The organism is Streptomyces sp. NPDC057137 (genome assembly GCF_042670825.1).
GTDB lineage: Bacteria > Actinomycetota > Actinomycetes > Streptomycetales > Streptomycetaceae > Streptomyces.
Map to the genome: position 1 here is coordinate 12,715 of NZ_JBHUUW010000006.1, position 26,522 is coordinate 39,236.

Sequence of the window (26,522 nt, forward strand, 5' to 3'; positions counted from 1 at the left end):
AGTTTGTCGGTGCGTACCGCAGCGCGGTACGCAACCGGCCCAGGCGGCACAAGCTCGGGCTGATCCATCCGCCCGTCGTCCTGCGAACCGGTCGGGACGAGGGGCGCGCCGCCCTGAAGGCACTGGGTGCGGGGCTGGAGCGCTCGGCGAGTTTGCCCTGCACGCCGTACGCGCTCGTCCACTGGCCCGAGGGGACCACCACCGAGCTGATCGCGAAGGTCGCCGAGCAACTGCTGGAGAAAGCCCCCAGGGAGGCGGGCCGTCTCAAGCTGCCCGCGTACAAGCTGATCAGCAGCCTCTCGGGGGCTGCCCCCGTACTGAAGGACAGGGCCTGGGCAGCCCACCGCGGCGCTCAACGGAGCCGACCACCCGGTGACGGGGGGAGCGTGACCGTGAGCGTGTTCCCCTTCACCGTCACGACCGACTTCGTGGTGTCACGGTTCGAAGAGTTGCGCCGCTGGGCCTGGGAGCAGCGCTGGACGGTGCGGCTGCGATGGAGCCGCTACCGGCATCTGTGGCCGACGGGCTTCAGCGGGAAGCGCACCTACGGCGCGGCGCTGAGCGAATTCGACGCAGTGCGAACGGGGGGCGGCGACGAGTGGGACGGGCTGCTGCTTGCCGCGCTCATGACCGATCTGTTCGCGTACGCGCGTCAAGGGATCCTTCACCCCGGCCGCCGCCGCCGTCGTCCGCGCCATGTCCTGCTGCTCAATGGCACCGCGGAGGCGAACGACGGCACAACCGCGGGAGCGGACGCCGTCGACACGTTCGTCTCCCTCTACAACGAGAAGCAGACGGCCGGGCCCCACCCGGTGGCGGTGCTGGTCGCGGCGTTGCCGCCGGTTGAGGGTGTCGTGGCCGATCCGCAGGCCCTGGACAACGCGGCCAAACGCTTGAACCCGGCGAAGGGTGACATTCCCGTACGTCTGGATGTCACCCCGCCGCCGCCCGACCCGGCCGCCGGTATCCCCGTTCCTGTGATCTGGAAGCCTTTCGCGCGCCTGCGCCCGCCGACCGAAGTGTTCTTCGAGACTGCGGCGGTCGTCGTCGCGCTCTGGCTGGGCGGACAGCTCGCCTTCCTGCCGTGGATCGGCCCGGGACCCATCAAGGACAACTACACCGGCTGCCTGGAGGGCGGCTCCAACTACTCCGAGAGCGGCGAGGTGAAAGGCGGCGCCAAACATCAGTACGCGGCGGCGAGCGCCCTCATCGAGGAACAGAACAAGGTCGCCGAACCCCAGGGCGGAAAAGAGACCAAGGGCGAGGCTGACCCGGCCCGGACCGTGACCATCGCCCACGTCCGCTCCACTCTCGCGGCGAACGAACGGGAGGGCCGCTCCGGCGGAGCCATTCCCGAACTGCGCGGTCTCGCGGTGGCACAGGAACTGCTGCACGCCGCCGCGCCCGCCGACAACAACAGCGTCTGGGTGAAGATCCGGACCTATCAAGCGGGGGTGCAGTACGCCGACGCCGAGAAAGCGGCGCGGCAGATCATCAAGGACGCCGAGAAGGACCCGAGTCTGATCGGCGTGACAGGATTCACCGAAAGCCGTACGCAGACCGTCGCCGCGCTCAACATGCTCGACAAGGCCAGGATTCCGATCGTGAGTTCCGCCGCCACGGCGAAGGCGATGGAGGTCGGGCGGTACTTCCACGGAGCCGCGCCGAACTCCAAGCGGGAGACAGTCGTCGCCGCGAAGTTCATCCAGGAGGCCAACACCGTCAAGACCGGCCCGGGTTCGGATTCATGCGTTCCGGCGGAGGACGTCGCCGTGGTGACCGACCCGACGGATGTCTACAGCGATGAACTGGGCAAGGATCTGGCCGAAGCACTGCTGCCTTACAAGGTGCAGCGGATCGGCTACACGCCGACGGAGGTCGATGGACCGCCGCCCACCGAGACGGACCTCGACATGCAGTTCAGCATGAGCCAGGTCGCCGACGTGGTGTGCGGCAAACTGATGGCGAATCCGAGAACGCTGGTCTACTGGACGTCCAGGGTCCGCGAATTCGACTCCTTCCTGGACACGTTCCAGGCAGGTGCCTGCGCGAACAAGGACCTCACCGTGGTGGGCGGCAACGAACTGACGAACGCGGCGTTCTCCGGGAACTTCAAAAGCAAGTCATGGCTGCACCTCTACCACATGGAGCACATGCTCCCTTACGGACATCCGGACCGCAGCCAGACCGCCAAGGACTTCAGTGACCAATACCGCAGGATGTTCGGTGACAACGATCTGTGGCTGAACGACGGGCACGCGGCGCTGGCGCACGACACGGTCCGTATCCTCGCCGACGCCGCGAGCCGCGCGAGCCAGGCGGGCACGGATCTCACCCGGCCCAACATCCAGCAGCACATCAACGGCGGCCACTTCACGGCAGAGGGCGCCAGCGGGCTCCTGGAGTTCAAACAGGGCTCGCTCCAGCGGCCGTACAACAAACTACTGGTCATGCTGCACCACAACGGAGAAGGATCCGCCCCCGTGCTGGTGTGCGGCGATCCCGGCGCGAACCTCAACGCCGGACGCGACTGGAAGCAGGGCACCGAAACCTACGCCTGCCCCAGCGACGACGAGCAGTGACCCGCCCCGACCCCTTGACGTCAGGCGGGTCGGGGGGCCGGGGAAGGTGCCGGGCGTGCCACGGGGCTCCCGGCCCGTGGCACGCCCGGCCGTCCGGCCTGTCCGGCTACGGGATGATGCGCAGCAGCCGGTTCGGCGAGCCGGTGCCGGCGCCGATGACAGCACCGGAGGTGGCACCGGAGGTCAGGGCACTCGACACCTGCGAGGGCGATGAGGAGGTGTGGCTGGCGAGGTAGACGGCGGCCGCGCCGGCGACGTGCGGGCTCGCCATCGAGGTGCCGGAGATGGTGCTGGTGGCGGTGTCGCTCGTCCTCCAGGCGGAGGTGATGGACGAGCCGGGGGCGAACAGGTCAAGAATCGAGCCGTAGTTGGAGTAGCTGGCACGGGCGTCGGTGTTGGTGGTGGCGCCGACGGTGATCGCCTCACCGACGCGGGCGGGCGAGTAACCCGAGGCATTGGCACCGTTGTTGCCCGCGGCGACCGCGTAAGTGACGCCGGAGGCGATCGAGTTGCGGACGGCGGTGTCAATGGCGGTGTTGGCGCCGCCTCCGAGGCTCATGTTGGCGACGGCGGGCTTCACCGCGTTGGCGGTCACCCAGTCGACGCCTGCGACGACCTGGGCGGTGGTGCCGGATCCGGCGTTGTTCAGGACACGTACGCCGACGATCTTGGCCTTCTTGGCGACGCCGTAACTGCTGCCGGCGACGGTGCCCGCGACATGGGTGCCGTGGCCGTTGCCGTCGTCGGCGACGAAGTCGTTGTCGATCGCGTCGTAACCGTAGGAGGCGCGGCCACCGAAGTCGGCGTGTGTGATGCGTACGCCGGTGTCGATGATGTAGGCGTTGACGCCCGCGCCGGCCGTGTCCGGGTAGGTGTAGCTGCTGTTGAGGGGCAGGGCCGGCTGGTCGACGCGGTCGAGGCCCCAGGACGGCGGGTTGGCCTGGGTGGCGTCGGCACTGACGGTGGTGTCCTGGATGACCTGGGCCACCGCGGGGTCGGCGGCGAGCCGCTTGGCCTCGGTCTCACTCAGGTGGGCGGCGTAACCGTTGATCGCGGCGCGGTAGGTACGCGTGACCTCACCGCCATGGCGGGCGATCAGGCGTCTGCCCGCAGCGGACGCGGACTTCGGACCGGAACTCTCGCTGAGTATGACGATGTAGCTGTCCTTCACGGCGTCCGCGGCGCCCGCGCCGATGACGCGGCCTTCGGCGGGTGCGGCCTGGGCGGGGCTGACCGTCAGGCCGAGGGTGGCCGCCGCTACCGCGGCCGAGAACACTGCGACGATCCGCAGCCGGGTTCCGTGCGTCACTGCCATGGGGGGTCCTCCTGCATAGGTGGTGCGCTGCCCAGACAAACGGAATGATCGAGTTCTGATGCGTCCACTACAAGAGGGCCTTGATGAGTAACTTGCCTTGCCTGGCGCTTACTTGCTGGTCGGGGCCCGGTGAGAACGGCCCAAGAAGCTCTCGTTGCGCAGCCTGCGGGCGGGAGACTTTCAACCGCGGTGTCACGTCCGCCGGTTTCCTCCCGATCGGCGGGGCGAGCAGCGGCGCGTGCGCCGGATCAACCACCCGGCGGCGGACGCGGCGGCGAACTGCAAACCGCGGCCGCGTGCTCGGTCCTGGTGATCCCGGTCGGCAGACGTTCGTCTGCGGCCGGCCGGGTCGCCTCGACCAGACGGTCGACATCCGGCCGGTAGTCAGGTGGCCGGTAGTCAGGTGGCCGACGAAAACGGTCATCGGACTGCTTCAGCTCCGCGGCGCAGCGGGTCTGGTCCAGCGCGATCGGGGCCGCCTGTGGGGCGGTTGGTGTCTGACCACACGCCGCGGCGGTGACGAGGCACAGGCCCACTGCGGTGAAGGCCGGCACGATCCTCACGCCATGGCCGAACGCGGCAAAGGGACACCCACGGTCGAGCACACCCGGACGTCCATCGCAAAGCTGCTCACCGTGACGGAGGCAACGGGGATCGCCCTGCTGCCCATCCAGCGCCGTGAGGAGGGCGACTTCATCGGCTACTGCGGGTTGATCATCGGCCGCTCCACCGTGGAGAAGCCAGAAATCGCGTACGAGTTGTTCCAGCGCGCGCATGGGCATGGCTACGCCACCGAGGCGGCCGGCGCGGTGCTCGACGCCGCTGTCGCGACCGGGCGGAAACGGCTCTGTCGACCGTCGGCGCATGGAACACACCGTCATTGCGCGTCCTTGAGAAGCTCGGGTTCGAGCGGGAGCACGTTTCCACGAACGACAGCGGTGAAGTCGTATGGCTCACACGCTCGTTGCCGTGACGCGGGATCGCGCCTCCGGACGTGGTCGGGCAGTCGCGGCGAGACGTACGGTGCCCGCGCCGAGCGTGCCTTTCGCCGTCGCCGACTACGCGGTAACCCCATGGGACGGCCTGGTCATCGAACCGGCTGGCAGGCTCTCCAATTTCTCCCAGGCCAGTGGGAGCCGCCGTCGCGGAGGCCTTCGCGCGAGGGACCGGCCCGCTGACGGCCGCGGCGACGCCCGGGGTCCACCACGGCGTTCTGGTGTGGGGGCCGTTGCCGGGCGACGGCGCTCCCTGGACACCCGGACACACGAAGAACGAGCCCAAGGCCTGACCCTCGGGATCGGCGCGTCGTCCGCGCGGTCAGAACGTCGCGATCGGGTTGACCGGCGCCCCGGTCAGGCCGTGGACGCGGGGCGGCGCGACCGTGAGCATGAAGCTGTAGCGCGCCAACTCCGCGCACAGTGCGGCGAGTTCGTCGAGCAGTGACGCGTCGATCAGCGGCATCGCCAGTCGGCCCAGCGCGACGCCGTGCAGCGGGGACGGTCCGGCCGGGTCCAGTGCGGGGTAGGCGTCGCCCGTGTAGAGGGAGACTCCGCGACGGTGCATCCAGCGCACCGCGTCGAGGCTGATTCCCGGGGTCGGCCTGTCCGCGATCAGCGGGTCGGCCGGCCAGCCGAACCGTACCGCCAGCGCGTCGCCCGACCGCACCTCGACGCCCTGCCGCTTCTCGGCTTCTTCGAAGTCGTGCGAGGTCACCGCGTGACCGGCCGGGAGGGGTTCTTCGACAGCGAGATCGAGCAGAACCCCCCGCGTCACGATCCCGGCGGCGAAGGCCGTCGTCGAACCGAAGGTGACCCCGCCGGCCGTCACGGCCTGGTCCCTCGGGCGGCCGGGGTAAACCTCGCCGTCGCTCGACCAGTGCGCCAGGGCGTCGATGTGCGTCGACCTGGCGTGGTGGTTCGTGACCAGCATCAGATCGGCCGCCACGCCCACCCCGGTGTGGGCCATCATCTGCTGCACGGGAGAGACGTCCACCGTCGTGGGCGCGAACGGGCTGCTGATCATCGGGTTGGGTGTGATCGGCTGCGCCAGCGACACCCATCGGCCGGTCCGCACCTCGGCGGCGGCCTTCGCGCGTACGTCGTCGGTGATCAGGTTGAGCGTGCCGAGTTCGTCGTCGGCTCCCCACCGGCCCCAGTTGTCCGGCAGGTCGGACTCGGTCCGCTCAACTGGCTCGGTTGCCTCGGTTGCCTCGATCGGCTCGGCCATGCGGTCGGTCCCCTCTCGTCACAATCCACGATGTACGACGATCCACCGTGTACGAGTAGGACGCCCCCGCCGGATCTTCGGTTCAGCCGCCGCCACCCGAGCCCGCCTCCGCCGCCACGTCCCGCCACGCCCCCCGCACCCCCGCCCCCACATCCTCGGCACTCACCGGCGCCCCCCGCGCCGCCCCGCGCGCCGACAACCCGTGCAGATACGCCCCCACCGACCCCGCGTCCCGCGCCGCGAGCCCCGCCGCGAGCAGCGAACCCGTCAGGCCCGAGAGGACGTCGCCGCTGCCCGCCGTGGCCAGCCAGGGGGTGCCCGTGGGGTTCACCCGGACGGGGAGCGAGGTGTCCGGGGAGGCCACCAGGGTCGTGGAGCCCTTGAGCAGTACCGTCGCGCCGTAGCGGGCCGCCAGTTCGCGTACCGCCGTCAGGCGGGACGACTCGACCTCCTCGCGCGGCACCCGCAGCAGCGCCGCCGCCTCCCCCGCGTGCGGGGTGAGCAGTGTCGGGGCCGTACGCGCCCGTACGGCGTCGGCGTCCAGCCCGCGCAGGCCGTCCGCGTCGATCAGGACCGGGACGTCGGACGCCAGCACGTCCGAGACGCCCGGCTCGTCACCGAGGCCGGGGCCGACCACCCAGGCCTGGACGCGGCCCGCCTTCGCCGGCGGGCCGGGGTGGATCAGGACCTCGGGGAAGCGGGCGATCACCGCGTCCCCGGCGGGCCCCACGTACCGCACCGCGCCCGCGCCGCCGTGCAGCGCGCCCGCCACCGCCAGCACCGCCGCACCCGGATAGCGCGCCGACCCGGCGACGACACCCACGACCCCGCGCCGGTACTTGTCGCTCTCGCCCGTCGGCACCGGCAACAGCCGTGCCACGTCGGCGTGTTGGAGCGCCTCCAGCTCCGGCACCGACGGCAGCACCGCGCCGAGCCCGATGTCGACGAGGCGTACGGCTCCCGCGTACTCGCGTGCCGGGTCGATCAGATGGGCGGGCTTGTACGTGCCGAACGTGACCGTCGCGTCCGCCCGCAGCGCCTCCCCCACCACCTCGCCGCTGTCCGCCTCGACCCCGCTCGGCAGGTCGACGGCCACGACCACCGCGTCCGAGCCGCGCGCGGCCCGCGCCACCGGTACCGCGTCGGGCCGCAGCCCGCCGCGCCCGCCGATGCCGGTGATGCCGTCCAGTACGAGATCGGCGGCGGCCAGTACGTCGAACGGGTCGTCCACGACCCGCCCGCCCGCGCCCACCAGCGCCGCCAGCCCACCCGCGTGCGCGCGCCCCGCGGCCGGCAGCACCGCCGACACCCCGGCCCCGCGCCGCGCCAGCCGGGCCCCGGCGTACAGCGCGTCGCCGCCGTTGTCGCCGCTGCCGACCAGAAGGACGACCCGGGCGCCGTACACCCGGCCCCGCCGCCGCAGCAGATCCGCGCACGCGGCGGCGAGCCCGGCCGCCGCACGCTGCATCAGTACGCCCTCGGGGAGCCGGTCCATCAGCTCCCGCTCGGCGGTCCGTACGGTCTCGACGCTGTACGCAGTACGCATGCCTCCGAGTCTGCCGCACAACGAGAGACGTCACCCCTCCGCGATCACCACCGCCGACGCGATCCCCGCGTCATGGCTGAGCGACACATGCCAGGCCCGTACGCCCAGTTCCGCCGCGCGCGCCGCCACCGTGCCCCGTACCCGCAGCCGCGGCTGCCCGCTCTCCTCGACGTACACCTCGGCGTCCGTCCAGTGCAGCCCGCCCGGCGCGCCCAGCGCCTTCGCGAGCGCCTCCTTGGCCGCGAAGCGGGCGGCGAGCGACGCGACACCGCGCCGCTCGCCGCTGGGGAGCAGCAACTCGCTCTCCACGAAGAGCCGTTCGGCCATGGCCGGTGTCCGCTCCAGCGACGCCGCGAAGCGTTCGATCTCCGCGACGTCGATCCCCACCCCGATGATCACTGTGCAGTCCTGCCTCTCACTCCACTGTCACGGACTTCGCCAGGTTCCTCGGCTGGTCCACCTCGTTGCCGCGCGCCGTCGCCAGTTCGCACGCGAAGACCTGCAACGGCACCGTCGAGACCAGCGGCTGAAGGAGCGTCGGCGTCACCGGGATGCGGATGAGATGGTCGGCGTACGGCACCACCGCCTCGTCCCCCTCCTCCGCGATCACGATCGTCCGCGCTCCCCGCGCCCGGATCTCCTGGATGTTCGACACGATCTTGTCGTGCAGCACCGAACGCCCGCGCGGCGAGGGTACGACGACCACCACCGGCAGATCCTCCTCGATCAGCGCGATGGGCCCGTGCTTCAGCTCGCCGGCCGCGAACCCCTCGGCGTGCATGTACGCCAGTTCCTTCAGCTTCAGCGCGCCCTCCAGCGCCACGGGGTAGCCGACGTGCCGCCCCAGGAACAGCACCGTCCGCTTGTCGGCGAGCGAGCGCGCCAGCGCCCGTACCGGCTCCATCGTCTCCAGCACCCGCTCGACCTCGTGCGAGATGCGCGACAGTTCGCGGATGACGCCGCGGATCTCGTCGCCGTACTTCGTGCCGCGCAACTGCCCCAGATACAGCGCGACGAGATAGCAGGCCACGAGCTGCGTCAGGAACGCCTTCGTCGACGCGACCGCGACCTCGGGGCCCGCGTGCGTGTAGAGGACGGCGTCCGACTCCCTGGGGATGGTCGAGCCGTTGGTGTTGCAGATCGCGAGGACCGTGGCGCCCTGGTCGCGCGCGTGCCGCAGCGCCATCAGCGTGTCCATCGTCTCGCCGGACTGGGAGATCGCGATGACGAGGGTACGGGTGTTCAGGATCGGGTCCCGGTAGCGGAACTCGCTCGCCAGCTCCACCTCGCACGGGATGCGGGTCCAGTGCTCGATGGCGTACTTCGCGATCAGCCCCGCGTGGAAGGCCGTACCGCACGCCACGATGACGACCTTGTCGGCCGCCCGCAGCACGCGCGAGGGGATCCGCAGGTCGTCCAGCGTCAGCGAGCCCTCGGCGTTGATGCGCCCAAGGAGGGTGTCGGCGACGGCCTTCGGCTGCTCGGCGATCTCCTTGAGCATGAAGTAGTCGTAGCCGCCCTTCTCAGCGGCCGACGCGTCCCAGTCGATGTGGTACTCGCTTACGTCGTTGGACGCGTCCTCGCCTTCGAAGTCGGTCACCGACACGGTCACCGTCACGCCGTCGCGGCGCAGCTCCACCACCTGGTCCTGGCCCAGCTCGATCGCGGAGCGCGTATGGGCGATGAAGGCGGCGACGTCGGAGGCGAGGAACGCCTCGCCGTCGCCGACACCCACCACGAGCGGCGAGTTGCGGCGCGCGCCCACGACGACGCCCGGCTCGTCCGCGTGCACGGCGACCAGCGTGAACGCGCCCTCCAGCCGCCCGCACACCCACCGCATCGACGCGGCTAGCTCGCCGCAGGACGAGAACGCCTCGGCGAGCAGATGTGCCACGACCTCGGTGTCGGTCTCGGAGGACAGGTCGTGGCCGCGGTCGGTCAGCTCGGTGCGCAGCGCGGCGAAGTTCTCGATGATCCCGTTGTGTACGACGGCGACGCGGCCCGCGTTGTCGGCGTGGGGATGGGCGTTGGCGTCGGTCGGGCCGCCGTGCGTGGCCCATCTGGTGTGCCCGATGCCGGTGCTGCCGCTCGGCAACGGCGCCTCCACCAGCGCCTTCTCCAGATTGACGAGCTTGCCCGCCTTCTTGGCCGAGGCGAGTCCGCCGTCGGCGAGTACCGCGACACCGGCCGAGTCGTAGCCCCGGTATTCGAGCCGCTTGAGACCGGCGATGACCACATCGAGCGCCGGCTGCCCGCCGACGTATCCCACGATTCCGCACATGTCCGGCAGCCTACGGCGGCCGGTGCCGAGGTCCGGGGAGCGCTCGCGGGGGACTTTCCGGCCGCGCGGGCCGGCCGAGGCGAGGAGCTTGCACGCGGAAACTCTCCCGTGACAGCCTGTCAACTATGCGTGACAACGGGGACGACATAGTGGGGCCTGGCCGCCCGTCGAGACTGACCGAGTTGGTTGACTGGCCCGAGGCGGAGCGATCGACCGCACCTCAGGACGTCGACCCGGCGCCCGACATGGTGTCGGTGGATGAATTTGCGTTCACGAGGCGTCAGTTCAGGATGTTGTTGGGGGAGTTTCGGCGTGCGGCGGTGTTGGTGCCGTTGGATGCCGAGGGGGATTTGTGGTCGGCGGATCAGGGCGGGGTTCGGTGGATCTGTGCGTTCTCGGACGAGGGGGCGTTGGGCCGGTTCGCTCGGGTGCGTGGTGAGGCGGGGCGGGAGTGGGTGTACCGGACCGTGTTGGGTGCGCGGTTGCTGGATGTGATGGTGCCGTTGCTGCCGGGGCCGGCGGGGGTGGCGCTGGATGCGGGTGGTGAGGGCGGGGTGCTGTTCCCGCCGGTGGCGGGGATCGTGCCGGATGCGGTCGCGGCGGATCTCGGGGGGACGCGGTGAGCGGGGAGAGTCCTGATCTTCAGGTGCCGCCGGAGGCGTTGGCGGCGATCGCGAAGGGGATCGATCTGGCGCATGCCGAGCTGAAGGATCTCGGGATGATCGGTGACGCGTCGGCGGGGCGTGGGTTCTCGGATCTGGCGTTGTCGGGGCTGGAGTTGGGGCATGGCGGGCTGGCGTCGAAGTTCGGGACGTTCTGTGACCGCTGGGAGTGGGGTGTGCGGTCCCTGACGCAGAAGGGGAACGGCTTCGCGCAGGGCGTGGGGCTGTCGGCGGGCGCCCATGCGGAGCAGGAGCGTTACGTCAAGGACTCGATCAAAATCGGTGTGAACTCGGTCAACGGGAATCCGCACCTGTCCGAGGACGAGGTCAAGGCCAAGAGCTGGGACACGATCAGCAACCAGTCGGCCTTTGACAATCCTGACTGGAGCGCGGAGTCGATGGCCGAGGCCCACGGGGAGGTCAAGCAGACCTGGAAGGACACGACGTACGACGTGGAGGACGCCGTACTGGACTCCATGGAACGCAACGGGCAGATGGACCCGGAGGTGCGGTCGGCGGTGGACGAGGAGCTGAAGGAACGGCTCGATCCCTCGCAGGCGACGATCGATCAGGCCGAGCAGCCGCGATGGGGTGACAGTCGCTGATGACGGACTGGGGGAAAGTCGGCGGAGACCTCTGGGACGGTGCCGGGAAGCTGTTCGACGAGGGCAAGGAAGTTGTCGGTAAGGGCATCGACAAAGGCACCGACGTGGTCGGCTCCGGTCTGGAGAAGGTCGGTGCCGACGAGTGGGCGGACACGGTCGAGGACTGGGGCGACGAGACCGCGTCCTCGCTCGGCGCGGAGGTCGGTGAGCAGCAGCTCGGCCAGAGCGAGGAAGCGAACGAACTGGTCCACGGGCGGCCGGAGAAGATCACCGCGGCGGTGAAGAACCTCCGTGACTTCCAGAAGGCGTTCGATCTCGTCGGCGGCGGGATGAAGAAACTCGACGCCGGTCACTGGAAGGGTGAGGGCGCCGATGCCTTCCGGGCGAAGTTCGCGCCGCTGCCCACCGACTGGCTGCGCGCGGCGGACGCGTTCGAGGCCGCGGCCAAGGCGCTGGAGACGTACGCGACGGCGGTCGTCAGCGCGCAGGGCAGGGCGGGTGAGGCGATCGCCCTGTTCAAGGAGGGCAACGAGGCTTCCAGTACGGCCGCGGCCACGTTCAACAAGAAGGCGGACGCCTACAACGCCGCCCGTAACAGCGACGCACCCCTTCCCCATCCGGGGGAGTTCTCCGACCCCGGCGTGGCCATGCGGCGGCGTGCGCGGGAGATCCTCAACGACGCCCGGCGGGCGCGCAACGAGGCCGCCGTGTCGGCGGAGGGCGCGGTCGGTACGGCGATGGCGCATGCGCCGAAGGAGCCCACCGGTCTCGACCGGGCGAGGCAGGAGATCCTCGACTACGGCTTCGGCCAGGGTGTGGAGCTGGCCCACTTCGGTGGCGGGATCGTCAAGGGCACCGCAGGTCTGGCCAACTTCGTCCGCTCGGTCAACCCACTGGACGCGTACAACCTGACCCACCCGGCTGAGTACTACAAGGGCGTCAACATGACGCTCGCCGGCCTCGCCTCCACCGTCGCCAACCCCGACCGGGCGCTGAAGAACGCCTGGGACTCCGCCAAGGGCGACCCCTCCGAATTCATGGGCCGACTCGTCCCCGAACTCATCGGCACCAAGGGCGCGGGCGTCGTCAAGGGGCTGGTGCGCCACGGGGTGAAGGACGGGGCGGAGAGCGCCGCCCGCAAGGGCGTCGACGATCCGGCGAAGCCGTCTCGGCCCAACGAGGCGGTGGAGAACGGGCCGTCCGATCCAGTCGACATCGCTACCGGAACGATGTATCTGCCGCAGACGGACATCATCCTGCCCGGAACGCTTCAGCTGGCCTTCCGCCGTCGGGTCGCCTCTGATTACCGCGCGGGGCGGTGGTTCGGACCCTCATGGTCCTCCACGGCCGACCAGCGGCTGGAGATCGACTCCGAAGGGATCGTCTTCGTCTGCGAGGACGGCTTGTTGCTGTCCTACCCACACCCCGCGCCCGGCGTTCCGGTTCTGCCCAGCCACGGCCCGCGCCGGCCCCTCAACCTGGACGCTGCCGGGAACTACACGATCACCGATCCGGATACCGGCAGGGTCTGGCGCTTCACCGGCCACAGCGCGAATCTCGCACTCCTGGCACAGATCGACGACCGTAACGGCAACTGGATCAGCTTCGAGTACGCCGACGGGGGCGCTCCGACGGATATCGTCCACGGAGCCGGATACCACCTCAAGCTCAGCACACACGAGGGCAGGATCACCGCACTGCGTCTGGTCGGCGCGGCCCCGGACGGCACCGACCAGGAGATCCTCCGCTACGGCTACACGGACGGACACCTCACCGAGGTCATCAACTCCTCCGGCCTGCCCCTGACTTTCGAGTACGACGAATGTGCCCGGGTCACGTCCTGGACCGACACCAACGGCAGCCGCTACGAGTACGTCTACGACAACCAGGACCGCTGTGTCGCCGAAGGCGGCACCGAAGGCCATGTGGCTCTACGGCTGGACTACGACGGCACCGACCCGGAGACCGGCCTGCGTGTGACCACCGCAACCACCGTCACCGGCGCAGTCCATCGGTACGTGATCAACGACGTCCATCAAGTGGTCACGGAAACGAACCCGCTGGGTGCCGTAACCCACTTCGAACGCGACCGCTACAACAGGCTGCTCTCCCGAACCGACCCGCTCGGGCGCACCACGCGCCTCCACTACGACGACGCGGGCCATCTCACTTCCGTCATTCGGCCGGACGGGCGCGAAGCCACTGCCGCGTACAACGAACTCGGCCTGCCCGTAAGGGTGACGCGCCCGGACCGGACGTCGGTGCGCCAGGAGTTCGACGAGCGGGGCAACCGCACCTCGGTCACCGATCCGTCCGGCTCCACCACACGGTATACATACGACGAAGCAGGCCGCGCGACCTCGGTCACCGACGCAGCGGGCGACACCACACGCATCCGGTGCGATGCGGCAGGCCTGCCCACCGAGATCACCGGTCCGCTGGAAGCGGTCGTGCGCTGCGAAAGGGACGCCTTCGGCCGGGCGGTTGCCCTCACCGATCCGCTCGGTGCCACAACGCGCTTGGAATGGACGGCAGAGGGCAAGCTGGCCCGCCGTATCGAGCCGGACGGCAGTGAGCAATCGTGGCTGTACGACGGCGAGGGCAACCGCGTCAGCCACACCGACGCCATGGGCGCGGTGTCCCGCTTCGAGTACACCCACTTCGACCTCATGACAGCCCGCACCGGCCCCGACGGCGTGCGCCACGAATTCACCCACGACCACGAACTACGCCTCACCCAGGTCACCAACCCACAGGGCCTGACCTGGAACTACACATACGACGCCGTCGGCAACCTCATATCGGAAACCGACTTCGACGGCCGGGCCCTCGTCTACGACCACGATCGGGCGGGGCGCCTCACCGCGCGCACCGACTCGCTGGGCCGGACAGTCCGCTACGAGCGGGACGAACTGGATCGCGTCGTCGCCAAGGACGCCGACGGAACGCTCACCACGTATACCTACGACTTCGCCGGCCAACTGGCCCGAGCGGAAAGCCCAGACGCGACGGTCACCTACCTCCACGACCGCTTCGGACGCCTCAGGTCCGAGACGGTCAACGGGCGCACGCTCACCTACGACCACGACTCACTGGGCCGCCGCATCCGCCGGACGACACCATCCGGCGCAGTGAGCACCTGGGCCTACGACGCAGCAGGACGCCGAGCGGCACTCACCACCTCAGGCCGCACACTCACCTTCGAACACGACGCCGCGGGCAACGAACTGACCCGGCACATCGGCGACACCGTCACCCTCACCAGCCAGTGGGACACGACCGGCCGCCTCACCAGCCGATCCCTGCACAGCCCGAGCACAGAACTTCTCCAGCACCGCGCCTACAACTACCGGGCGGACGGGCACCTCACCGACGTGGACGACCACCACGCCGGCACCCGCCACTTCGACCTCGACCCGGCAGGCCGCGTCACCGCCGTCCAAGCCGCGAACTGGACGGAGCACTACACCTACGACGAAGCAGGTAACCAGACCACCGCCTCCTGGCCCACCACGCACCCCGGTGCGGAGGCCACCGGCCCACGCACCTACACCGGAACCCGCCTCACCCGAGCCGGCAACGTCCGCTACGAACACGACGAACTCGGCCGCATCACCCTCCGCCAAAAGACTCGCCTTTCCCGCAAGCCCGACACCTGGCGCTACACCTGGGACGCCGAAGACCGCCTCACCTCCGTCACCACCCCCAACGGCACCTGCTGGCGCTACCTCTACGACCCACTCGGCCGCCGCACAGCAAAACAGCGCCTCGCCACCGACGGCACCACCGTCGAGGAACAGGTGAATTTCACGTGGGACGGCACGACTCTCTGCGAGCAGACCACCACATCAGCAGAGCTGCCGGATCCGGTCACCCTCACCTGGGACCACCAGGGCCTGCATCCCATCGCCCAGACCGAGCGCATTACCGCCGCGCACGCCCCACAAGAAATAATCGACCAGCGATTCTTCAGTATCATCACCGACCTCGTCGGCACCCCCACAGAACTCGTAGACGAACAGGGCGGCATCGCCTGGCGCAGCCGCACCACCCTCTGGGGCACCACCACCTGGAACAGAACCGCAACCGCCCACACCCCGCTCCGATTCCCCGGCCAATACCACGACCCCGAAACCGGCCTCCACTACAACTACTTCCGCCACTACGACCCCGAAACCGCCCGCTACCTCACCCCCGACCCTCTCGGCCTCACCCCGGCGCCCAATCCCGCAACCTATGTCGAAAATCCACACAGCCAAGTAGACCGTTTCGGCCTGAATCCATGTCCCGGAAAAAGCGACTCAAATACACGATCCGGCACGGCCCCGAGCTTCGTAGCTGAAGCTTCTGGGCCTCTTCAAGACGTCCGAAATCTTGGACGCCCCGACAGTCAGTTTGTGTACAGTGGTCATGGCGGAATACAAGCCGGTGACGGTACGCCTGTCATCGTCCCCGAGGGGACTAGTATTTCCATGTACTCGTATCACGGTGATCCAATTTCCGACTGGCTCGGAAATCAAATAGAAACAGGAACAAAACATGCGATCCCGCTCGAGATTTATGGCCCCGGCGAGAAGCTCCCAGATTACACACTTTACCCTCCGGGTGGATTGAACATCCTAGGGCTACCGAGAAACCTTACCGTGGACAACCCCTACTACCTCTCCCAACTAATCCAAGAAAACATGGGGATGGTACACTGGGCCGCCTGCCGCTCCGTCATCAAATAATGGTGAACTTTTGTGACTCATTATGAGGATCTCACTCCTTACTCTTACCTCCAGGAAGCAATCCCGAGATCTTCACCAGCTCTCAATGTTGGCTGGTTGGAGAATGGGATGAAATTTCGAGTCGGCGAGACGTCCGAAGAATTCAAGACGAGTCTCATTCGGATCATCCAAAACCACCCCCGCGCAAGAACGCGAGGATGGCATTCCTGCACCCTTCCTCATCATGTTCGCATTCCGTATCCCTGTGTGGTCGAAATAGGCAATCAAAAGATCTCACTCGGCTCCGCCGAGGTCCGCGTCATTGATTCAGACGGCCGCGTCCTCATAGCTCCAGATCTTGTCTACCACTACGTCGTCGACCACCATTATCTCCCTCCTGAAGAATTCATCGAAGCAGTAATCCAAGAGAATTACTTCCCGGAAACCGTCGGCACGTGACCTCGATCCGTGGACAAGGATTTCAAGTGATCTCCTGAGCGAGTTCGCGGTGTCGGGCACTGTGCGCGATCGAAACTGGCGAAATTCGACGGCGGCGGCCCAGAGCCGTCCTCGCGGGGACGCTCACGCTGCTGTTCCAGAGGTCTCTCTGGAACTCAACAGGATCCTCCCAGCCCTGTCAGCAATCCAACGCGGTGGGACGACTCCTCGGTCCCCCTACGCCATGCGATACGGCTTTGTCACCGAAAGCCTCTGGTGGCGGCAACCTCCGACCGCCTTCAATGGATGACCGTGACAATGACCGCGACGCTACGCACCTTGATCACCCTGCCGCGGATGCTCCGCCACGGGGCCGCCGTCGGCGCGCAGTTGCCGCCCGACGCGTCCGTCGTCCTCGACCCGCCCGCGCCCGAGCTGCGCGCCGCGCTCACCGCCGCGTACGCGGGGGACCACGCGCCGGCCAGGGACCTGCTCGCGGCGACCCGCGTCGGTGCGGAGTGGGAGCGGCGTGGCGGATACGTGCCGCGGCTGGCCGAGAGCGCGTTGCACAGCCCCGGCTGGCTGGACGCGTGGCTCGCCGAGTCGCCGCAGGATCCGGACGCCGTACTGGTGAAGGCCGAGCACAGCGTCCAGCAGGCGTGGGAGATACGGACGGGCGCCCGCGCGAGCAGCGTGGCGCGCGACCAGTTCCAGGCGTTCTTCGCGCTGCTCGACGACGCGGTCCCGGTGCTCGGAGCGGCGGCCGAGCTGAACCCCACCGACCCCGTGCCCTGGCAGGTCGCGCTCACGCACGCGCGCGGGAGCCAGGCGCCGCGCGAGGTGTTCGACGCGTACTGGGCGGAGGCCACCGCCCGCGCGCCGCACCACTACGGCTGCCATCTCTCGGCGCTCCAGTACCTGTGCGACAAGTGGTACGGCTCGCACACCGAGATGTTCGACTTCGCCGAACGCGCGGCGGAGGAGGCACTGCCGGGCTCGAAACTGCACGCGCTGCCGCTGCTGGCGGCCGTCGAGTACGACGTGGTGGCCGGCGGCCCGTCACGGGAGGGCGGGCGGATCGAACGCTCGCGGATCCAGGCGGCACTGGACCGGGCACGGGAACTGTCGGACGCGTACCCGCAGGGCGACCCGGAGGTGGCCGGGGTCCGGAACCATCTGGCGCTGATGCTGGTGCTGGCGGACCGGCACGAGGAGGCGCTGGAGCAGTTCCGGGCGCTGGGGGTGCACGCGACGGAGTATCCGTGGGCGTATCTCGGGGACGCGCGGGGCGAGTTCCTGGACTTCCGGGCGGGTGTACGGATGCGGGTGGCGGCGCGGATGCCGTTCTTTTCGCGGTCGAAGCCGGCTGGAGCGTCGGGGGCGGTGAAGGCGGGCGCGTACGAGGCCGGGACCGAGGCCGTCGCCACCCCCCGCCCCTCCCCCGTCACCCCGCACTGCCTCGCGCTCGTCGCCGCCCCGCCGCACACCGTCGCCGACGCCGCGCTGATGTGCGGTGTCCCACTGCGCATAGCCCCGGCGCCGGGCCGGTCGTCGTACGTCGAACTCGCCGCCGACTCCGAGCCCGGCATCCGCGCCACCCTCCTCGGCGAGGACCGGCTCACGGCCGCCGCCGACAACTTCACCACCGGCGAACCGTGGCCCGCGCTGGTCCTGCGACGGACCGGTGACCGGTACGGCTTCACGCTGCTCCGGCAGGGCAAGAAGGTCGCCGACCACGACTGGGACCCGGCGGCACCGGTCCCCGACCACGCCGCCGTGGCGGCCACCGCCGCGACGCTGACAGCGATGTACGGCGTCGCCGACGCCCGCCCGGTCACCAACCTCCTCCGCGGCTCGGCCGACCCGGCCCGCCGCCAGTCCGCCCTGGTCAAGGCGCTCGGCCTGCCCCCGATCCCGGCCGGTTTCGGCACCCGCGACGAAGTCCTCACCACCCTCGCAGGCGCCCAGGTACTGGCCCGCCGCGGCTTCCTGGCAGGCATCCTGGACACCCTGTCGGGCGACCCGTCCGGCCGCCCGCCAATGCCGCGACGCCCGCGCTGGTGGGTGCTGCGCATCGCGGGGCTGGTGCTGTTCACCCCGGTGACGGCGTACGCCTGGTGGTCCCCGGACATCGGCTGGTTCCGCGCGTCGCTGTCGACGATCGCGACGTGCTACATCGCGCGGCAGTTGACGGGCGCGTGGCGGCGACGGGGGCGCGTCACGAAGGTCTGAGGCCGGGCCGGCGGTGGTGCGGGCTGTACGTCGGAGACGGGGGCGTGCTCTCTCGGCCGGTCGCGTGATCGTGCCTGGACCGCGTCGTACCGCGCGGGCGATTCCTCGTTGATTTCAGGCGACGGCACAATACGACGCAGGCTCGGGGCCCGCCTGACATATCTTGGCGGGCCCAGAAAAACTTACGCCGTGGATCCAGACTGCGATTCTTCCTCGACCCAGCGATCGTCGTCCGCCTCCAGGGTCCCCTGATCACTCACGAAGAAAACTCCAGTACGGTAGAAATCACAGAAGCCATTCACCATGGCTTCGATGCTCTCATACACGAACCCTGATTCTCCGCCAATCATTGCATGAGCAACCCTGGGCGACCGCAATGACGCATCGTAAACTGCCGCATAGAAATCCCCGCCGCCCGTCGCAAGGAGCGGCATGAAGAAATCTCCGAGCACAGGATCGCCGATCTCATACGATTCCCGCACGCCCATCGCTTCACGCAGCGAGAGCGGCTCATAGCCCGGCACCAGAGCAGCATCGTCCTGAACTTGTCCCGAGCGATATTCCACGCCATTTGACCAGCCGAACCATATGGCAATGTCTTCTGGAACGGGACCTTGAATCACCGCCTCAACCTCACTTGCCGAGACGCCGGGCACACGAGATTCAACAACGGGACGATTCAGGCCCGCAACCTGCTGCCAGAGTCGCTCGATGGACTGAATCAGCATTTCGATTGCCACCCACCCACTACAAGATAGTGATCGTCGACGGTGCGCTGTACGCCGCGGGCGGGCGGCCCGCCGTACTGCTGCCCTTGCTGACCCGCATGGTCGACCACGACGCCGACCTGTCACGCCGCCTGCTCAGCCCCGCCCCCGGCGCACGAAGGCATACACACTCACTTGATAGTCGCTCATCCCAGGAGAGCGAGCCAGAAGTTGATGATCCTCGAGAAGCCCGCCCGTACGGCGCCCCACTTCGTGAGCACGGACCGGTTGACTCCGCAGAAAAGAGCCGCGAGACAGACATCGGCGGGCAGAACCCGGCCTGCCGCCCGCACGGTTGCCTTCCTGCCGCTTCCGCGCCCCGACTGCCGCACCGTGACGACGACGCCGGGATCTTCGGCGCCGGGCCGCCGGGACAGCGTGAACGCCCAGCGGTTGATCGCCGTGAGCACGTACGCGTCGCCCAGATACGTCATACGCAGGGAGCGCCCACGGCGCGTCTGCGCCCACCGGTTCCGGCTCAGCCGCACGACCTCGTCGCCCACCCGCAGCGTCGCGCCGTTGAGGGTCGGCATGAACACGACCTCCGTGTGGATGCCACGCGTCTCGAACGTGGCCGTGGGGATCAGCGCACCCTGCACAGCCGTGACGATCCCCGGCTCCCTGTCCAGGCCCGCCGGGTAGACGACCCGGATGTCGCCGAACTCCGCAGAAGTGCCCTGCCAACCGTGCTTCGTGAGCCCGACGGGCTGCCTCTCCTTCCAGTACGCGAGCGTGAACGGGCTGATGGTCGTATGCATGACTTTCCCTCGCTAGTCGAACGCCCACCCACTCCCCGGCCGGCCGTGTCGAGTCCCTTGCCCTGTGCGCCCCTGTTGCCGTCATCGTCGCCGTCAGACGGCCACGCGCGAGGACGGTGGAGTGGTGGGCTTTGGCCGGCGTCGGTATACGAGCCTGTCCGGCAGGCGAAGAGCCGGCTCAGAGGTCCGCGACGGTCACCCACAGTTCCTCGTCGGTGGCGATCAGCCGACCCGGTCGCTGTGAGGCGGTGTCCGGGACGACCGCGCGCACCAACGGCTGGTCACCCTTGTCCACGGTCACCTTCGTACCGTCGAACTTCGGCGACTCCTCACCGACGACCGACCGCAGCTTGGCCGCCAGCCGCTCGGCCGTCCTGTCGTCCTTGACGACGAAGCACAGCACCTCGGTGTTCTTCGCGGCGGAGGTCGCCCGCTGGCCGACAGAGGCCAGGCGCACCGGGTTGGGGGACGTGAGCGGGTTGAAGTCCGCGCGGTAGACGTCTCCCAGACACTCGGCAGCCCGCCGGAAATCGTTGTTGTCGGCCAGGGACGAACCCTTCTTCGGCGTGACCGCCGACAAGGGGTCGGAGTCCTTGGAGGAGTAGGAGATCTCGTCCTCCGAAACCCGGAACGCCAACCCCGATCTCCCGGAGTCCGTCCAGACCTCATCGCCGTCCCGCTCGCTCTTCGTATAGCCCTCGGCCTTCAGCGATGCGGTGATTGCCTTCGCGTCGAACGAACCCTCCCAATGGCCCGCCTCGGGGGTGTCGACCTCGGTGTCGATCTGCGTCGCCTTCAGTGCCTGCCCCCATGGCGCGGCCTGGAACGAGTTCAGCAGGGCCCCGCCGGGCTGCGCGACGAAGCTGAACCGCGTCGCGTCACCCTTGCTCAACTTCCTTACCTCGGCGGCGTCGAGAAAGGTCACCTGCTGCACGCCGTTGTCGTCGGCCAGGGTCCCGAGCCCGCCGAGCAGCGGGGACGCGCTGTCCCCCTCGCCGGAGTCGGACGAACAGCCGGTGACGGCAACCAGCAGGACGGTTCCGAGAGCGACGACCCCGAGGGCCGATCGACGAGCTGATATGCGCATGACGAAGAAGGCTATACCGCCCCCTGCCGACCGCACGCTGCTCCACCGGGCGCGTGGGGGCAGGGACGAGGACGAAGAACTGACGCCCTCGGTCCCGCCGACGGAGACCCTGACGACCCACCCACCAGGGCAGCCGTCCGCTGATGTGAGTCAGGCTTGCCGTGAAACCTCACAAAGAGCTCCACCGGGACGCCCGGTGGAGCTCCTTATACGAAGGTCAATCGATCGCGTAGAGCGCGACAGCGCCTCATTGGTTGACGACCGAAGAAACCCAGATCGTTACATCACTTGCGATCCCTGACGCATCGCCACCGGTGACAACTCGGTGCTCTCGCCGATCCGGGTTTCGATACTCTACTTCGAGTCTCCTGTCCGAATCCAGAGTCACAACGACGTACCACTGATTTCCGGATCCCTGCGGCTCGATCGAAAGAAATGAATTGTTCGGGTAATTCAGCTCCTCGATCAGCTCGAAGAGCAGATCTTCCGAGAAGCCTTCATACGACTCACCGCTCTCCGTCTCCACGGTGTAAGGGATTGATGACATCCCACCTCCAGCGCTCGCTCGAGAAGAGGACCTATCCGCCGTCGCGATCCCTGAAGAACCCGCCGCCAGTAACATACCGCAAATCCTGCTCCCAGGATCGCGAAGGTGACACGGACCCCCTGTGCGGCTCAAAATTCAACGGCCCAGGATGCCGCTCCGTCATATAGCGCTCAACATCAAGAGCATCCCGCCTAGAATCGTAATTCCTGAGGATCACCATCCGAGTCCCGCCGTCATAATCCGAGCTCTTGTAGCGACCGGCGGGATTCTTCGATATTCCCCACTTGAGCAATTCGCCATTCTTGGGGTTCACCAAAGCATACAGGGACGTCTGTCCAGCATCAGGAATTGGACCACTGATTGGCTTTCCAGTCCTGAACGCCGGGCAGGTGGAGTTATGAACCAGGACCGGCGTCGCCCGTGCCAGCACATAGTACGTATGCACGTCAGCGACAGTCAGGTTGTAAACCGTCGCCTGCTGCGTCCAGCGCGCCACCGCCGTGATCTGGACGTGCGTGCCCGCGCTCGTCCGCAGCCACTGGCCCGGCTTGAGTGCCGTCGCCGTGATCCACTCGTTCAACTCCGGCACCCAGAACGGGTGTCCGTCGGTCGCCGTGACCGACGCCGTCTTGGTGCCCTTCTTGCCGTCCGTGTCGATCGTCACCTTGACGAGTTTCTTGGCACCCTGGCCCTTGATCTCCGGCGTGACCGTCTTCGCGTACGTCTTGCCGGTCTTCGGGTCGGTGGCGAGGACCTTGTCGCCGACCCGGACGTCCTTGATGGACTTGGTCGTGCCGTCCGCGAGGAGGACCTTGGTCTCCGGCGTGAAGCTGTTCTTCGTGCAGCTGCCGAGACCGCCCGCCCTGGGGCCGCCCAACGCGGCAGCAGCCGCCGCTTCGAGGAGGAAGCCTGCGGCCATCGAGCCGAATTTCGCGTCCAGTTCCTTCGGACACTCCCCCGTCAGTGGTGTACGTCTACTTGGCACCCGAGGGGTCGGTGACCTGCTTCGACAGTCCCCGGTCGTCGTGGGAGTAGGTGATGGACTGCGACTGCGTGCGGTCGGCGTCGGTGTACTGCTTCACCTCCGTCGTATGTCCCAGCGCGTCGACGACCGTGGTGGTGTCACCGGTGTAGCTGGAGGTGGTGCGCTTGGTCTCGTCCCTGAACTTCCGGGCGATCACCGCGGTGACGCGGCCTGCACCGTCGTACAAGGTGTCGCCGGCCCGCCATGGTGACCTTCACCTTGCCGGGCAGCTCACCGGCCGCCCGGTTCGTGGCCGGGGTACCGACGACCGAGACCGGCAGCTTTCCCGCCCGCCGGGCCTTGCCCGCCTGCGGGGTCACCTCTGCCGAACCGCTCGCGGGCCAGGCCACCTTGGGGCTCTTCCACGGGTGGGCCCTAACATGAAGGCCACTCCGCGCACTAGATCATTTCCGGAGCCGGATCCCCCACGCCCCTCCCGCCGCACCCGACCGGCGCCCGCACAACTCGCCCCGACGCGACGAAGACGACCGCGGCGAGCACGACCGCCACGAACACGACCGCGCCGGGGCCGACCTGAAGCGGCCCCGGCACGGACTTCGGATCGGCCGGCCAGCGGCCGGTCAGCGGCCGATCAGCGGCCGACCCTCGGCTGTCCCCCGTCCGTCCCCCGGTCAACTCACCAGGAACTCGTAATCGGTCCGGGCGCTGACGTTCCACGCGGCGTCGAATGCCTGGACCTCCACGTACCAGCGTCCCGCCCTGTTCGGCGTCCAGCTGACCGACGCGGTGCCGTCCGCGCCCGCCACGACCGTCTTTGTCGTCTCCCCGAGGAAGGTGTAGCGAAAGTGGGCCACGTCGCTGTCCCCGTCGGCGGCGGTGAACGTGAACGTGCCCGCCTCACCGCCCGGGTGCCACACGTCGTCGTCCGGGTACCTCGCCGATTCGACCGCCGGTTTCCCCGGCCCGACGCTGTCCAGCACCACCTCGCACCGCCCGGACGCACCGTCCGAACTCCACGGGCCCCACGCCTCCCCGTCGTACGCGCGGGCGTCCCAGCGGATGACCGCGTCCGACGGAATCTGCGGCTCGCCCGAAGGCGGCTGAGTCACGTAGTGGGTGAAGGGTGTGCCGGGGGTCGGGGACTTGTAGCCGGTGTCGTAGGTGTACGAGCGCTCCGCGCCGGCTCCGTCCTGCCAGGCCACCCGGAACTGCACCATCACCTTGTCGGCGACCGGCGGCACATTGTCGGGATCGCGTGCCTCGACGCGGAGTTGGGGCAGTTCAGCGGCGTACGTGCGCGCCTCACCCCAGCCGCACCCCCCGCCCGGAACGGTCGACATCAGCTCATGGACGATCCGCTCCGGCGGCGAGTTGCGCACGGCGGCGACCGCCTCGCCCTGTCCGCCGGGCAGCACGCCCGAGCCCGCCACCAGCACGGCGGCCAGCGCTCCGGCCGTCACCGTCGTAACCCGCCACCACCTGCGTCTTGCCGTCTCCCAAGTCGTCATCGACGCAGTCAACGCGATCAAGGAAAGCCACTCAAGACCACAAGTCGCAACATAGATAGACACGTTCAGTCACGGGATCATCACAGAAACTTCATCACTCATGTCGCTTCGCTGTCAGCCCCGCGACACCACGTGACCCTCCCCACCACCCCCCACAGCCACCCCTTTACCCCCACCCCCGACAATGGCGACGTGATCACACCGCCTTCGCCTTCGTCATCGTCGCCGTCGCCGTCGCCGTCGCGGAGCGTCCAGCGGCGCGCCGAGCACGGGCCGACCCCCTTCGTCGACCTCAGCCGCGCCGAGTGGAGCGCGCTGCGCGACAAGACGCCCCTGCCGCTCAGCGCCGAGGAGGTCGAGCGGCTGCGCGGGCTCGGGGACGTCATCGATCTGGACGAGGTGCGGGACGTCTATCTGCCGATCTCCCGGCTGCTCAACCTGTACGTGCAGGCCACCGGTCAACTCCGCGGCGCGCTCAACACCTTCCTCGGGGAAGCGGGCAACGGCCACGGCGCCCAGCGCGGCACCCCCTTCGTCATAGGAGTCGCCGGGAGCGTGGCCGTCGGGAAGTCCACCGTCGCGCGGCTCCTCCAGGCGCTGCTCGCCCGCTGGCCCGAGCACCCGCGCGTGGAGCGCGTGACCACCGACGGGTTCCTGCTGCCGATGAAGGAGCTGCAGGCGCGCGGGCTGATGTCGAGGAAGGGCTTCCCGGAGTCGTACGACCGCCGGGCCCTGACCCGCTTCGTCGCCGACATCAAGGCCGGCAAGGACGAGGTGACCGCGCCCGTCTACTCACATCTCAAGTACGACATCGTGCCGGGCGAGAAGCTGACCGTACGGCGCCCCGACATCCTCATCGTCGAGGGCCTCAACGTCCTCCAGCCCGCGCTCCCCGGCCAGGACGGCCGTACCCGCGTCGGGCTCGCGGACTTCTTCGACTTCAGCGTGTACGTCGACGCGCGCGCCGAGGACATCGAGAGCTGGTATCTGAACCGCTTCCGCGAGCTGCGCGAGACGGCGTTCCAGAACCCGTCCTCGTACTTCAGGAAGTACACCCAGGTCTCCGAGGAGGAGGCCCTCGACTACGCGCGCACCACCTGGCGCACCGTCAACCGCCTCAATCTGCTGGAGAACGTGGCACCCACCCGCAGCCGTGCCACCCTGGTCGTCCGCAAGGGCGCCGACCACAAGGTGCAGCGCCTGTCCCTCCGTAAGCTCTGACCACTCCAACCGAGCGTCTGAGAGCTGTTGTGCTGCATCTGCGCCTGATCGTCCCCGCCGACCTGACCGACCAGGTCGTACGTACGGTGGAACAGACCGTCGGCACCACCCACCTGGTCGTCGTCCCCGGCGCCGCCCGCGATCCGGCGGGCGATCTCGTCCTGTGCGACGTCGCGCGCGAGGCCGGCGACGGGCTCATCGCCGAGCTGCGCGAACTCGGCCTCGACCGGAGCGGTTCGATCGCCGCCGACGAGATCGGTCTGTCCCTGTCCCGGCGCGCCGACAAGGCGGAGGACGACGCCCCCGGCGAGGGCGCCGACGCCGTGCTGTGGGATCAACTGGCCGACGCGACCCACGAGGAGTCCACCCTCTCGGTCACCTATCTCGCCTTCCTCACCCTCGCGACGATGATCGCCGCCTGCGGTGTGGTGCTGGACAACGCGATCCTGATCGTCGGCGCGATGGCCGTGGGGCCGGAGTTCGGCCCGCTCGCCGGGCTCTGTACGGCGGTGGTACGGCGCTCCGCGCGGCTCGCCCTGCGCGCTCTGGCCGCGCTGATCGTGGGATTCGCGGCGGCGATGGTGCTGACGACCGGCTTCAGTCTGATGATGAACGGGTTCGGCCTCTTCCACGAGTCCATGCTGAAGGGTGACCGCCCGAACACCGCCTTCGTTTACGCCCCCGACCTGTTCTCGTTCGTGGTCGCGATCCTGGCCGGCGTGGCGGGCATGCTCTCCCTGACGTCGGCGAAGTCCGGTCTCCTGGTCGGCGTGGCCATCTCGGTCACCACGGTCCCCGCCGCCGCCAACGCCGCGGTCGCTCTCGGCTACGGGGACCTCAACCAGGTACGGGGCTCCAGCGAACAGCTCCTGATCAACCTCGGCGGCATCGTCCTGGCGGGGACGCTCACGCTGCTGCTCCAGAAGGCCCTCTGGAAGAGGACGCGCCGCGTCGGTCCTCATCCACGTACTCGATGACGTCTCGATGACGTCCTCGTCGTACTCCTCGCGGCGAACGGGGAAAGGAGAAAGGGCGCCGGAAACCGCTCCCGGC

The 26,522-nt window shown here is 68.6% G+C and carries 21 protein-coding genes and 1 pseudogene; 8 read left to right on the top strand and 14 right to left on the bottom strand.

Annotation, left to right across the window (positions count from 1 at the left end):
* Positions 1-152: 152 nt before the first annotated feature.
* A complete protein-coding gene (locus ACFT9I_RS07235) occupies positions 153-2,582 on the top strand; it encodes an ABC transporter substrate-binding protein (RefSeq protein ID WP_382561682.1) in 2,430 nt (809 codons plus the stop codon).
* Positions 2,583-2,688: 106 nt separating this feature from the next.
* Here the strand turns inward: ACFT9I_RS07235 and ACFT9I_RS07240 are convergent, their stop codons facing one another.
* Positions 2,689-3,897: a S8 family peptidase gene (locus tag ACFT9I_RS07240; protein ID WP_382561684.1), complete on the bottom strand. Its 1,209-nt coding sequence runs from the start codon at positions 3,895-3,897 to the stop codon at positions 2,689-2,691.
* A gap of 248 nt (positions 3,898-4,145) precedes the next feature.
* The gene (locus tag ACFT9I_RS07245; RefSeq protein ID WP_382561686.1) at positions 4,146-4,451 is read right to left on the bottom strand and encodes a hypothetical protein; all 306 of its coding nucleotides are present in this window, start codon (positions 4,449-4,451) and stop codon (positions 4,146-4,148) included.
* A gap of 12 nt (positions 4,452-4,463) precedes the next feature.
* Here ACFT9I_RS07245 and ACFT9I_RS07250 point away from each other — a divergent pair.
* A pseudogene (locus tag ACFT9I_RS07250) lies at positions 4,464-4,870 on the top strand (GNAT family N-acetyltransferase); the annotation flags it as partial.
* A gap of 344 nt (positions 4,871-5,214) precedes the next feature.
* On the opposite strand, the gene ACFT9I_RS07255 reads toward ACFT9I_RS07250, so the two are convergent.
* The 4 genes from ACFT9I_RS07255 to glmS form a co-directional block, all read right to left on the bottom strand.
* Positions 5,215-6,123: a cyclase family protein gene (locus ACFT9I_RS07255; protein ID WP_382561687.1), complete on the bottom strand. Its 909-nt coding sequence runs from the start codon at positions 6,121-6,123 to the stop codon at positions 5,215-5,217.
* A gap of 82 nt (positions 6,124-6,205) precedes the next feature.
* Entirely contained in the window at positions 6,206-7,669 is a 1,464-nt protein-coding gene (locus ACFT9I_RS07260; RefSeq protein WP_382561690.1) for an NAD(P)H-hydrate dehydratase, read from the bottom strand.
* A gap of 30 nt (positions 7,670-7,699) precedes the next feature.
* Positions 7,700-8,068, bottom strand: a complete 369-nt coding sequence (locus ACFT9I_RS07265; RefSeq protein WP_382561692.1) for a holo-ACP synthase — start codon at positions 8,066-8,068, stop codon at positions 7,700-7,702.
* A gap of 16 nt (positions 8,069-8,084) precedes the next feature.
* Positions 8,085-9,950: a glutamine--fructose-6-phosphate transaminase (isomerizing) gene (gene glmS / locus ACFT9I_RS07270; RefSeq protein ID WP_382561694.1), complete on the bottom strand. Its 1,866-nt coding sequence runs from the start codon at positions 9,948-9,950 to the stop codon at positions 8,085-8,087.
* A 245-nt stretch (positions 9,951-10,195) separates the two neighbouring features.
* Between glmS and ACFT9I_RS07275 the strand changes: the two genes are divergently transcribed.
* From ACFT9I_RS07275 to ACFT9I_RS07285, 3 genes are read left to right on the top strand one after another with little or no spacing between them, the layout of a single operon-like run.
* Entirely contained in the window at positions 10,196-10,573 is a 378-nt protein-coding gene (locus ACFT9I_RS07275) for an SseB family protein (protein WP_382561960.1), read from the top strand.
* Positions 10,570-11,217: a hypothetical protein gene (locus ACFT9I_RS07280; RefSeq protein ID WP_382561696.1), complete on the top strand. Its 648-nt coding sequence runs from the start codon at positions 10,570-10,572 to the stop codon at positions 11,215-11,217. The genes ACFT9I_RS07275 and ACFT9I_RS07280 overlap by 4 nt, the downstream gene beginning before the upstream one ends.
* Complete coding sequence (locus ACFT9I_RS07285) at positions 11,217-15,947, top strand: putative T7SS-secreted protein (protein ID WP_382561698.1); 4,731 nt, start codon at positions 11,217-11,219, stop codon at positions 15,945-15,947. Before ACFT9I_RS07280 ends, ACFT9I_RS07285 begins: the two co-directional genes overlap by 1 nt.
* Before the next feature lie 306 nt (positions 15,948-16,253).
* On the opposite strand, the gene ACFT9I_RS07290 is transcribed toward ACFT9I_RS07285, so the two are convergent.
* Positions 16,254-16,445, bottom strand: a complete 192-nt coding sequence (locus ACFT9I_RS07290) for a hypothetical protein (RefSeq protein WP_382561700.1) — start codon at positions 16,443-16,445, stop codon at positions 16,254-16,256.
* Between the two features lie 237 nt (positions 16,446-16,682).
* On the opposite strand from ACFT9I_RS07290, the gene ACFT9I_RS07295 reads away from it, so the two are divergent.
* The gene (locus ACFT9I_RS07295) at positions 16,683-18,596 is read left to right on the top strand and encodes a hypothetical protein (protein WP_382561702.1); all 1,914 of its coding nucleotides are present in this window, start codon (positions 16,683-16,685) and stop codon (positions 18,594-18,596) included.
* Between the two features lie 182 nt (positions 18,597-18,778).
* Here ACFT9I_RS07295 and ACFT9I_RS07300 read toward each other — a convergent pair whose 3' ends face one another.
* From ACFT9I_RS07300 to ACFT9I_RS07330, 7 genes are all read right to left on the bottom strand, one after another.
* Positions 18,779-19,336, bottom strand: coding sequence for a hypothetical protein (locus ACFT9I_RS07300; protein WP_382561704.1), 558 nt, complete (start codon positions 19,334-19,336; stop codon positions 18,779-18,781).
* A gap of 173 nt (positions 19,337-19,509) precedes the next feature.
* Positions 19,510-20,121 carry a hypothetical protein gene (locus ACFT9I_RS07305; protein WP_382561706.1) on the bottom strand — a complete coding sequence of 204 codons (612 nt, stop codon included), beginning with the start codon at positions 20,119-20,121 and terminating at the stop codon, positions 19,510-19,512.
* Between the two features lie 178 nt (positions 20,122-20,299).
* The gene (locus tag ACFT9I_RS07310; RefSeq protein WP_382561708.1) at positions 20,300-21,208 is read right to left on the bottom strand and encodes a hypothetical protein; all 909 of its coding nucleotides are present in this window, start codon (positions 21,206-21,208) and stop codon (positions 20,300-20,302) included.
* Positions 21,209-21,455: 247 nt separating this feature from the next.
* The gene (locus tag ACFT9I_RS07315; protein WP_382561710.1) at positions 21,456-21,734 is read right to left on the bottom strand and encodes a hypothetical protein; all 279 of its coding nucleotides are present in this window, start codon (positions 21,732-21,734) and stop codon (positions 21,456-21,458) included.
* A gap of 52 nt (positions 21,735-21,786) precedes the next feature.
* Positions 21,787-22,674, bottom strand: coding sequence for a Hint domain-containing protein (locus tag ACFT9I_RS07320; protein ID WP_382561712.1), 888 nt, complete (start codon positions 22,672-22,674; stop codon positions 21,787-21,789).
* Positions 22,675-22,729: 55 nt separating this feature from the next.
* The gene (locus ACFT9I_RS07325; RefSeq protein ID WP_382561714.1) at positions 22,730-22,966 is read right to left on the bottom strand and encodes a hypothetical protein; all 237 of its coding nucleotides are present in this window, start codon (positions 22,964-22,966) and stop codon (positions 22,730-22,732) included.
* Positions 22,967-23,411: 445 nt separating this feature from the next.
* The gene (locus ACFT9I_RS07330; protein WP_382561716.1) at positions 23,412-24,248 is read right to left on the bottom strand and encodes a hypothetical protein; all 837 of its coding nucleotides are present in this window, start codon (positions 24,246-24,248) and stop codon (positions 23,412-23,414) included.
* Between the two features lie 192 nt (positions 24,249-24,440).
* Between ACFT9I_RS07330 and coaA the strand changes: the two genes are divergently transcribed.
* Positions 24,441-25,469 (top strand): type I pantothenate kinase, encoded by a 1,029-nt coding sequence (gene coaA / locus ACFT9I_RS07335; RefSeq protein ID WP_382561718.1) that lies wholly within the window; start codon positions 24,441-24,443, stop codon positions 25,467-25,469.
* A 29-nt stretch (positions 25,470-25,498) separates the two neighbouring features.
* Positions 25,499-26,446: a DUF389 domain-containing protein gene (locus tag ACFT9I_RS07340; protein WP_382561720.1), complete on the top strand. Its 948-nt coding sequence runs from the start codon at positions 25,499-25,501 to the stop codon at positions 26,444-26,446.
* Positions 26,447-26,522 lie beyond the last annotated feature (76 nt).

Coding starts and splice junctions, on each gene's coding strand:
- ACFT9I_RS07330 (WP_382561716.1), bottom strand. CDS start 24,248: ATGACGACTTGGGAGACGGCAAGACGCAGGTGGTGGCGGGTTACGACG.
- ACFT9I_RS07275 (WP_382561960.1), top strand. CDS start 10,196: ATGGTGTCGGTGGATGAATTTGCGTTCACGAGGCGTCAGTTCAGGATG.
- ACFT9I_RS07295 (WP_382561702.1), top strand. CDS start 16,683: ATGACCGCGACGCTACGCACCTTGATCACCCTGCCGCGGATGCTCCGC.
- ACFT9I_RS07240 (WP_382561684.1), bottom strand. CDS start 3,897: ATGGCAGTGACGCACGGAACCCGGCTGCGGATCGTCGCAGTGTTCTCG.
- ACFT9I_RS07285 (WP_382561698.1), top strand. CDS start 11,217: ATGACGGACTGGGGGAAAGTCGGCGGAGACCTCTGGGACGGTGCCGGG.
- ACFT9I_RS07305 (WP_382561706.1), bottom strand. CDS start 20,121: ATGCATACGACCATCAGCCCGTTCACGCTCGCGTACTGGAAGGAGAGG.
- glmS (WP_382561694.1), bottom strand. CDS start 9,950: ATGTGCGGAATCGTGGGATACGTCGGCGGGCAGCCGGCGCTCGATGTG.
- ACFT9I_RS07320 (WP_382561712.1), bottom strand. CDS start 22,674: ATGGCCGCAGGCTTCCTCCTCGAAGCGGCGGCTGCTGCCGCGTTGGGC.
- ACFT9I_RS07260 (WP_382561690.1), bottom strand. CDS start 7,669: ATGCGTACTGCGTACAGCGTCGAGACCGTACGGACCGCCGAGCGGGAG.
- ACFT9I_RS07255 (WP_382561687.1), bottom strand. CDS start 6,123: ATGGCCGAGCCGATCGAGGCAACCGAGGCAACCGAGCCAGTTGAGCGG.
- ACFT9I_RS07310 (WP_382561708.1), bottom strand. CDS start 21,208: ATGCGCATATCAGCTCGTCGATCGGCCCTCGGGGTCGTCGCTCTCGGA.